Source organism: Amaricoccus sp. (assembly GCF_036846665.1).
Classification (GTDB): domain Bacteria; phylum Pseudomonadota; class Alphaproteobacteria; order Rhodobacterales; family Rhodobacteraceae; genus Amaricoccus.
On record NZ_DAIUBO010000174.1, the window covers coordinates 1 to 8,449 of the forward strand.

General features: G+C 68.6%; 7 protein-coding genes. 4 read left to right on the forward strand and 3 right to left on the reverse strand.

The features are described 5' to 3' along the window. The 3 genes from V7050_RS15205 to mutS all read left to right on the forward strand — a co-directional run. Positions 1–632, forward strand: a 632-nt coding sequence (locus V7050_RS15205; RefSeq protein ID WP_324410762.1) for an Hsp70 family protein, incomplete at its 5' end; no start/stop codon positions are given. A 73-nt stretch (positions 633–705) separates the two neighbouring features. Further along, complete coding sequence (gene dnaJ, locus V7050_RS15210) at positions 706–1,857, forward strand: molecular chaperone DnaJ (RefSeq protein ID WP_324365981.1); 1,152 nt, start codon at positions 706–708, stop codon at positions 1,855–1,857. A 170-nt stretch (positions 1,858–2,027) separates the two neighbouring features. Continuing rightward, positions 2,028–4,646: a DNA mismatch repair protein MutS gene (mutS, locus tag V7050_RS15215; protein WP_324366007.1), complete on the forward strand. Its 2,619-nt coding sequence runs from the start codon at positions 2,028–2,030 to the stop codon at positions 4,644–4,646. Between the two features lie 120 nt (positions 4,647–4,766). Here the strand turns inward: mutS and V7050_RS15220 are convergent, their stop codons facing one another. From V7050_RS15220 to hrcA, 3 genes are all read right to left on the reverse strand, one after another. After that, a complete protein-coding gene (locus V7050_RS15220; protein ID WP_324373660.1) occupies positions 4,767–5,831 on the reverse strand; it encodes a BMP family protein in 1,065 nt (354 codons plus the stop codon). A gap of 108 nt (positions 5,832–5,939) precedes the next feature. Continuing rightward, positions 5,940–6,557 carry a nucleotide exchange factor GrpE gene (grpE, locus tag V7050_RS15225; protein WP_324365977.1) on the reverse strand — a complete coding sequence of 206 codons (618 nt, stop codon included), beginning with the start codon at positions 6,555–6,557 and terminating at the stop codon, positions 5,940–5,942. Between the two features lie 16 nt (positions 6,558–6,573). Next, positions 6,574–7,611, reverse strand: coding sequence for a heat-inducible transcriptional repressor HrcA (hrcA, locus tag V7050_RS15230; protein ID WP_324373670.1), 1,038 nt, complete (start codon positions 7,609–7,611; stop codon positions 6,574–6,576). A 175-nt stretch (positions 7,612–7,786) separates the two neighbouring features. Here hrcA and rph point away from each other — a divergent pair. Continuing rightward, on the forward strand, positions 7,787–8,449 hold a 663-nt coding region (gene rph / locus V7050_RS15235), incomplete at its 3' end, for a ribonuclease PH (protein ID WP_324410765.1).

Here is an 8,449-nt window from a genome sequence, read left to right on the forward strand (position 1 = left end):
CGGTGACGATCCGGGTCTTCCAGGGCGAGCGCGAGATGGCGGCCGACAACAAGCTCTTGGGCCAGTTCAATCTCGAGCAGATCCCGCCGGCGCCCCGCGGCATGCCGCAGATCGAGGTGACCTTCGACATCGACGCCAACGGCATCGTCTCGGTCAATGCCAAGGACAAGGGCACCAACCGGGAGCAGAAGATCACCATCCAGGCCTCGGGCGGGCTCTCGGACGCCGACATCGAGAAGATGGTCAAGGAAGCCGAGGAGAACGCCGAGGCCGACAAGGCGCGGCGCGAGCTGGTCGAGGCCCGGAACCAGGCCGAGAGCCTGATCCACGGCACCGAGAAATCGGTCAAGGAGCACGGCGACAAGGTCGATGCGACGACCATCGAGGTGATCGAGATGTCGATCAAGAACCTCAAGGAAGCGATGGAAGGCGAGGATGCCGAGAAGATCCGCGCCCGCAGCCAGGATCTCACCGAGGCGGCGATGAAGCTCGGCGAGGCGATCTACAAGGCCCAGCAGGCCGAGGAAAGCGCCGCCTCCGAGCCCGAGAACGCCGGCTCGGGCGGCAGCGAGGACGATGTCGTGGATGCCGATTTCGAGGATCTCGGCGGGGACGACAACAAGAAGTCCTGATCCGCATGGACCGGCAGGATGGCCCCCTCGGCACGCGAGGGGGCCATCTGTCGTTTGAAGGAATTCGGCCCTGATGGCGAAGCGCGACTATTACGACGTTCTGGGCGTGTCGAAGGGCGCCTCGGATGCGGACATCAAGAAGGCCTTCCGGCGCAAGGCGATGGACCACCATCCCGACCGCAACCGCTCCAATCCGAACTCGGAGACGCAGTTCAAGGAGATCAACGAGGCCTATGACGTCCTGAAGGACGCGCAGAAGAAGGCCGCCTATGACCGCTTCGGCCATTCCGCCTTCGAGAACGGCGGCGGGGCGAGCGCGGGCTTCCGGGGCGGTCCGGGCGCCAATGCGGATTTCGCCAGCGCCTTCTCGGACGTCTTCGACGACCTCTTCGGCGATTTCATGGGCGGCGGGCGCGGCAGCGCCCGCGGCCAGCGCGCCGCACGCGGCTCGGATCTGCGCTACAACCTCCGGCTCAACCTCGAAGAGGCCTATCGCGGCAAGCAGGCCACGATCAGCGTGCCCGGCAGCACCGCCTGCGAGGTCTGCAACGGCACCGGCTCGGAAGGCGGCGCGGAACCCGCAACCTGTCCGACCTGCTCGGGCCAGGGCAAGGTGCGCGCGCAGCAGGGTTTCTTCACCGTGGAGCGGACCTGCCCGACCTGCTCCGGCCGCGGCCAGATCATCAAGAATCCCTGCAAATCCTGCGCCGGCGCCGGGCGCGTGCGCAAGGATCGCACCCTCAACGTCAACATCCCCGCCGGCGTGGAGACAGGGACGCGGATCCGGCTCGCCGGCGAGGGCGAGGCGGGGCTGCGCGGCGGACCCTCGGGCGATCTCTACATCTTCATCGAGGTCGAGGCGCATCCGATCTTCGAGCGCGACAACCAGAACCTCTATTGCCGCATTCCGGTGAGCATGATCACGGCAGCACTCGGCGGCGAGATCGAGGCCCCGACGCTCGACGGCGGCCGGACGCGGGTGAAGGTGCCCGCGGGCGTGCAGTCCGGCAAGCAGCTGCGCCTGCGCGGCAAGGGCATGCCGGCGCTGCGCGGCGCGGTGGCGGGCGACCTCTACATCGAGCTCGCGGTGGAGACCCCGGTCAACCTCAGCACGCGGCAGCGCGAGCTGCTCGGCGAGTTCGAGGCCGAGGGCAAGAACAACAGCCCCGAGACCCAGGATTTCTTCTCCCGGGTGAAGGGATTCTGGGAAGGCATGAAGGGCTGAGGCCCGGAACTCGGCGCGTTAACACTTTAATTGTGTGATTTCAGTTACTTGATAAGCGTCCCCATGGGGACGCCCGCGCGCGCCGGCATTGGCACCGCAGGGCGAGCCTGTATAAGCGACCCGACGGAACCGGGACGGGCTGCGTGAACGATACCTCCTCCATGTCGCCGATGATGGCGCAATACCACGAGATCAAGGCGCAGCATGCCGATGCGCTGCTCTTCTATCGCATGGGCGATTTCTACGAGATGTTCTTCGACGACGCCGAGGCCGCGGCGGCGGCGCTCGACATCGCGCTGACCAAGCGCGGGCAGCACCTCGGCCGGGACATCCCCATGTGCGGCGTGCCGGTGCATGCCGCCGAGGGCTACCTCCTGACCCTGATCCGCAAGGGATTCCGGGTCGCGGTCTGCGAGCAGATGGAGGATCCGGCGGAGGCCAAGAAGCGCGGCTCGAAATCCGTGGTCGCGCGCGCGGTGGTCCGGCTGGTGACCGCGGGCACGCTGACCGAAGAAAGCCTCCTCGAAGCCCGGCGGCACAACTATCTCACCGCCTATGCCGAGGTGCGCGGCGAGGGCGCCCTCGCCTGGACCGACGTCTCCACCGGCGACCTCACCGTCACGCCCTGCAACCGCGCCGGGCTGGGGCCGATGCTGGCGCGGCTCGCCCCGCGCGAGGTGCTGGTCGCCGAGAGCCAGGAGGCCGAGCTGCGCGGCCTGATCGCCGAGGCCGGCGCCACCGCGACTCCGCTGGCCCCGGCGAGCTTCGATTCGACCGCCGCCGACGCCCGGGTCGCCGCGGTCTTCGGCGCGAGGGGCCTCGACGGCTTCGGCACCTTCAGCCGGGCCGAAGCCGGGGCGCTGGGGGCGATCGTCGACTACCTCGCGCTCACCCAGAAGGGCCGTCTGCCCCTGCTCCGGCCACCGCTGCGCGAGGCGACCGGCAGCCTGATGGCGATCGACGCTGCGACCCGGCGGAATCTCGAACTCACCCGGAGCCTGTCCGGAGGCCGCGAGGGCTCGCTGCTCGCGACCATCGACCGCACGGCCACGGGTCCGGGCGCGCGGCTGCTCGAGGCCCGGCTGAACGCGCCCTCCGCGGATCGCCGCACGATCCTGGAGCGCCAGGCCGCCGTGCGGCACTTCGTCGAGGCGCCCGCGATGCTCGGGGCGGTTCGCGAGCGGCTGCGGCAATTGCCGGACCTGGAGCGGGCGGTCTCGCGGCTGGCGCTCGACCGCGGCGGGCCGCGCGATCTCGCCGCGGTGCGCGATGCGCTGGCCGGGGCGGGCCGGATCCGGGATACGCTCGACGGCACATTACCCGAAACGCTGGCCGCGGCACGCGATGCGCTCGAAGGGCACGAGGCGCTGGTCGAGCTGCTCGACGCGGCCCTCGTCGCCGAGCCGCCGCAACTGGCCCGCGACGGCGGCTTCGTCGCCGCCGGCCACGATCCGGAGCTCGACGATACCCGGCGGCTTCGCGACGAAGGCCGCGGCGTGATCGGCGCGCTGCAGGCGGAATACGTGCGCGAGAGCGGCATCGCCTCGCTCAAGATCCGCCACAACAATGTACTGGGCTATTTCGTCGAGACCCCCGCGACCCATGCCGAGAAGATGCTGAAGCCGCCGCTCTCGGAGCTCTTCGTGCATCGCCAGACCAATGTCGGCGCCCTGCGCTTCACGACGCTGGCGCTGGCGGAGATCGAGACGAAGATCCTCAATGCCGGCGGCCGGGCGCTGGAGATCGAGAAGGCGATCTTCGCGTCTCTCGCGGCGGCGGTGATCGAAAGGGCGGGGCCAGTCGCGGCGGCGGCCAAGGCGATCGCCGAGATCGACCTCGCGGCGGCGCTGGCGGATCTCGCGCGCTCGGGGGACTGGACGGCGCCGGAGATCGTCGCGGACCGGGCCTTCGAGATCACCGGCGGGCGGCACCCGGTGGTGGAGGCGGCGCTGCGCCGCAACGGCGAGGGCTTCGTCGCCAATGACTGCGACCTCGGGGCCGACGGCGAGGGGGCGCGGCCGCTCTGGCTGATCACCGGGCCGAACATGGCGGGCAAGTCGACCTTCCTGCGGCAGAATGCGCTGATCGCGCTCCTGGCCCAGATGGGATCCTACGTGCCGGCCGCCGCGGCGCGGATCGGCGTGGTGGATGCGCTCTTCAGCCGGGTCGGGGCGGCGGACGATCTGGCGAGAGGCCGGTCGACCTTCATGGTCGAGATGGTGGAAACCGCCGCGATCCTGAACCAGGCCGGCGAGCGGGCGCTGGTGATCCTCGACGAGATCGGGCGGGGAACAGCGACCTACGACGGGCTCTCCATCGCCTGGGCGGTTCTGGAAAGCCTGCATGACGTCAATCGGTGCCGGGCGCTCTTCGCCACGCATTACCACGAGCTGACGGCGCTCGTCGAGAAGCTGCCCGGGCTGCGCAACGCGACCGTCGCGGTCCGCGAATGGGAGGGCGAGGTGATCTTCCTGCACGAGGTGCGGGAGGGGGCGGCGGACCGGTCCTACGGCGTGCAGGTCGCGCGACTCGCCGGGCTTCCGGCCGCGGTGGTCGCGCGCGCCCATGTCGTGCTCGACGCGCTGGAAGCCGGCGAGCGCGAGGGCGGCGGCAAGGCGAGGGCGCTGGTGGACGACCTGCCGCTCTTCAGCGCGGCCAGTGCCGCACCGGCCCCGAAGACCGCCCCCTCGGAGGTCGAGGCGCGGCTGAAGTCCGTGCTGCCCGACGAGATGAGCCCGCGCGAGGCGCTGGCGCTGATCTACGAGCTCAAGGGGATGGTCCGCAGCTGACACGGCGCTGCGCGGGTTCGTGCAGGGCGTGCCGGTGCCCGGCCGCGCCCGCGGCTCAGGTTGTGGCGATGCACTCTCCCGCCTGGGCGAGGCCGCATGGGCGGCCTCGCCACCATGCGATCAATAGGTCAGTTCCGGGCCGTCGTAATCGGTCGAGACCTCGATCTTCCCATCGATGATGTCCTGACGCAATCCGTCGATCCTGGAGCGGACCTCCTCCGGGACATCCGGAGACAATGCCAGCGAGACCGCATCGGGGTCTTCGAGACCGATCTTCACGATCTGGCCGCCCTCCCAGCGACCTTCCGCGAGATCGCGGGCAGCCGTCAGCCCGGGAACACTGACATTGGCGATTGCCGAGGCGATGAAGACATCGGGATGATCCGGATACCAATCGCGAACATTGCCGATCTGGAAGACGCCATGTTCGCGCATCGCGTCGATGGCGCCGGTGCGCCCTGCGTTCAACATGGTGAAGATGATGTCGGCGCCCTGGTCGATCTCGTCCGAGGCGACGCGGTAGGACAGCTCGTTGTCGTCCTGATCGCCGGCGAAGGTGGTCAGGAACTTGGCATCGGGATTGGTATGCATCAGGCCGTGGTAGAAGCCGCCGCGGCCCTTCAGTCCCGGCGTCACCCGAATACCGGAAATGTGGCCGACCGTGCCCGTTTCCGTCAGGAGGCCCGCCGCCGCCCCGGCCAGCCAGGCGCTTTCCTCCTGAAGAACTTCGTAGCTCGACAGGTTGGGGCCGGTAACCGCGCCCTGCACGACGACGAATTTCAGATCGGGAAACTCCGCCGCCACGGTCTCTGCGGCCTGGTTGTTCTGTCCGCCATGGGCGATGATGAGATCGGGACCGTCGGCCGCGAGTTCGCGCAGCGCCGCCGCCAGAAGCTCCGGCTCCGGCTTGACGCCGTCGATGTAATCGATCTGCGCTCCGAGCTCGTCGCGGATCGCCACGAGCCCGTTGTACCCTGCTTCCATGAAGCCGTTGTCGTCGATCTGCCCCGCCAGGAGCATGGAGACGGAGAGCTGATCGTCATCCGCCGATGCGGCGAGGGGAAGAGCCACGGCAACAGCGGCCGCAGCCATGTTCCGATACAGGCGTCTGAGCAAAGCGAATTCCTCCATCTGGTATCTTCGGTGAGGCACAGGATTACACGGGCAGTCGGCCCGGGTCCCCATGGAAGTTCGGGGAATCGCCGATGGGGTCCGCGAGACCGCGTCCGTGGTCCCAGCTTGGGACCACGGCTATCCATTTCATATTGCAGGAAAAATACCCGCGCCGCCGGGCTACTCCGACGCGGATTCGGCATCGCCTTCCGGCGGCCTGGGCATCGCCGGGGCGCCCGAGGATACGCCGACCTGCGCCGGGCGCAGCAGCCGATCGCCGATGTTGAAACCGACGCCCATGATCTGGACGATGTCGCCGGCCTTGGTGCCGGGGATCGGCGCCTCGAACATCGCCTGATGCTGCTTGGGGTCGAAACGCTCGCCGACCTCGGGAACGATCTTGCGGATCTTGTGCTTCTCGAAGGCGGCGAGGAGGTCGCGCTGGGTGAGCTCGATTCCCTCGATGAGCCCCGGCGCCGCCTCGCGCACCGCGTCGGTCACGTTGCCCATGGCGCGGTCGAAATTGTCGTAGACCGAGAGGAGGTCGCGGGCAAAGCGGGTGGAGGCGTAGAGCTCGGCGTCCCGCCGGTCGCGGTCGGACCGCTTGCGCAGGTTCTCGGTATCCGCCAGCGCCCGCAAGAGACGGTCCTTCAGTTCGGCCACCTCGAGGCGCAAGGCATCGGCCTCGTCGATGTCGATCTCCTTGTCCCCGATAACCTCGGTGTCGTCGAACTCGGCTTCGGGATCGTCCAGGAAGGAATCTTCCCCCGCGCCGAAGGATTTGTTCTCTCGTGCCATCGCATCGTCCCCAACGTCAGCCGCGGCTGGAAACCAGCCTGCCGACCAGCTGCGCCGTGAAGTCGACGATCGGCACGATGCGCCCGTAGTTGAGCCGCGTCGGTCCGATCACGCCCACTGCGCCGATGATCTTCCGGTCGGCATTCATATAGGGAGACACCACCAGAGAGGAACCGGAAAGTGAAAAAAGCTTGTTCTCCGAGCCGATGAACACACGCACGCCGGCGCCGCCCTCGGCGAGATCGAGCAATTGCGCCACGTCGCGCTTGCGTTCGAGATCGGCGAAGAGCTCCCGGATGCGCTCGAGATGCGCGGCGTCCTCGGTGCCTTCGATGAGATTGGCCCGGCCGTGCACGATCAGGCGTTCGTGCCGCCCGTCGGTCTCTTCCGCCCAGACGGCGGTCCCGCCCTCGACGAGCGATTGGGAGAGCGTGTCGAGCTCGGCACGGCGCCGGGCGATCTCGCCGGTGACGACCGTCCGCATCTCCGACAGCGTCCGGCCCTCGAGGATGGCGTTGAGGAAATTGGCCGCCTCGCGCATGGCCGAGGGCGTCAGGCCGAGCGGTGCGTCGAAGAGCCGGTTCTCCACCTGCCCGTCCGCGGTGACGAGCACCACCAACACGCGGTCGGGCGAAAGGCTGACGAATTCGATATGCCGGATCGGCGCCTCGGACTTGGGCGTCAGCACCAGGCTCGCCCCGTGGGTGAGATCCGAGAGCATGTCGCCGGCCCGGTCGAGGATGGCCGAGATGTCGTGGTCGTTGCCGGAGAGCGAGCGCTCGATCTCCGCCCGCTCCGCACCCGAGACGTCGCCGATCTCGAGGATCCCGTCCACGAACATGCGCAGGCCGAGCTGCGTCGGGATGCGGCCGGCGGAGACATGCGGGGAACTCAGGAGCCCGAGATATTCCAGGTCCTGCATGACGTTGCGGATCGTCGCGGCCGAGACGCCCTCCGAGAGGGCGCGCGAGAGCGTGCGCGATCCGACCGGCTCGCCGGTTTCGAGATAGGTCTCCACGAGCCGGCGAAACACCTCGCGGCTGCGATCGTTCATGGCGGCGAGCTGCGAAACCGGAGCGGTCACGGGCGCTGGGAATCCTCCCCCGTTGCTCCTTTTCACTTAGGCACCGTTGAGGGACCGGTCAATCTCGGAGCGCAAGGCGGCGCTGGACGGCATGGCACCCGCGGGCTAAGAGCCGTGCTTCGGAATTCCGCCAGGAGGAAAGACCATGCGCCCGTCCGGACGCGCCGCCGATGCTCTGCGCGACATCTCGATCGAGCCCGGGACCACCCGCCATGCCGAGGGCTCCTGCCTGATCCGCATGGGCGGGACGCATGTGATCTGCACGGCGAGCGTCGAGGAGACGGTGCCGCCCTTCATGCGCAAGACCGGCCTGGGCTGGGTCACCGCCGAATACGGCATGCTGCCGCGCGCGACCACGACCCGCAACCGCCGGGAGGCGAGCGCCGGCAAGCAATCGGGGCGGACCCAGGAGATCCAGCGGCTGATCGGGCGCAGCCTGCGGGCCGGGATCGATCGCGTCGCCCTCGGCGAGCGGCAGATCACGGTGGATTGCGACGTGATCCAGGCGGACGGCGGGACGCGCTGCGCCTCGATCACCGGCGGCTGGGTCGCGCTGCGGCTCGCGGTGAACCGGCTGCTCGAGGCGGGCGTCGTCAAGACCGATCCGATCACGCATCATGTGGCGGCGGTCAGCTGCGGCATCTACGGCGGCCAGCCGGTGCTCGATCTCGACTATGCCGAAGACAGCGCGGCCGAGGCCGACGCGAATTTCGTGCTCACCGGCGAGGGCCGCATCATCGAGATTCAGGGCACCGCGGAGAAGACTCCGTTTCACGAAGAGCAGTTCCTCGAGCTGATGCGCCTCGCA